Genomic DNA, 488 nt, shown 5'->3' on the forward strand with positions numbered 1-488 from the left:
CGAGCTCGCGGGCATGCTCGGGCTTGTAGAGCGCCCAGGCGAGGGCGCGGACGGCCGCGTCGGCCTCCTCCTGGCTCACCTCGGCGAAGAGCCGCTGCGTGGCGCGGGCGCGCCTCATCACCGCGTCGACCGGGCCGGTGTCGAAGGCGTTCGGGGTCGTGGATGCAAGTTTCGGCTTGCTGAGCGGTTGTGTGGCAGCAACGGACATGGCGAATTCCTCACTTTTCGAAAGGATGGTACGAGGACTGGCGCCGGTTCATCGGCCGGCGCCGCGCAGCTTGGTTTACTCCGCAGCCTTTACCGGCTGAGTTTGGCTGATAGGTGCTCCGGCGGGCTCAGCCTCGTCGACGAAGGGCTCGTCGGGTCGCATGCGCAGCGCCAAGATGGCTCCGAGCAGCAGCAGGCCGAGCGAGGCGACGAAGGGCAGGTCCCAGCGCCCGGTCGCGTCGATCACGGCGCCGAACACCACCGGCGAGATCATGCCGGCA

General features: G+C 68.6%; 2 pseudogenes. Both read right to left on the reverse strand.

Annotation, left to right across the window (positions count from 1 at the left end):
• Positions 1–208 (reverse strand): annotated as a pseudogene (locus tag WDW90_RS38065) (hypothetical protein); the annotation flags it as partial.
• A gap of 75 nt (positions 209–283) precedes the next feature.
• Positions 284–488, reverse strand: a pseudogene (locus WDW90_RS38070) (MFS transporter); the annotation flags it as partial.

It is taken from the genome of Methylobacterium nigriterrae, from assembly GCF_037106235.1.
Taxonomy (GTDB): Bacteria; Pseudomonadota; Alphaproteobacteria; order Rhizobiales; family Beijerinckiaceae; genus Methylobacterium; species Methylobacterium nigriterrae.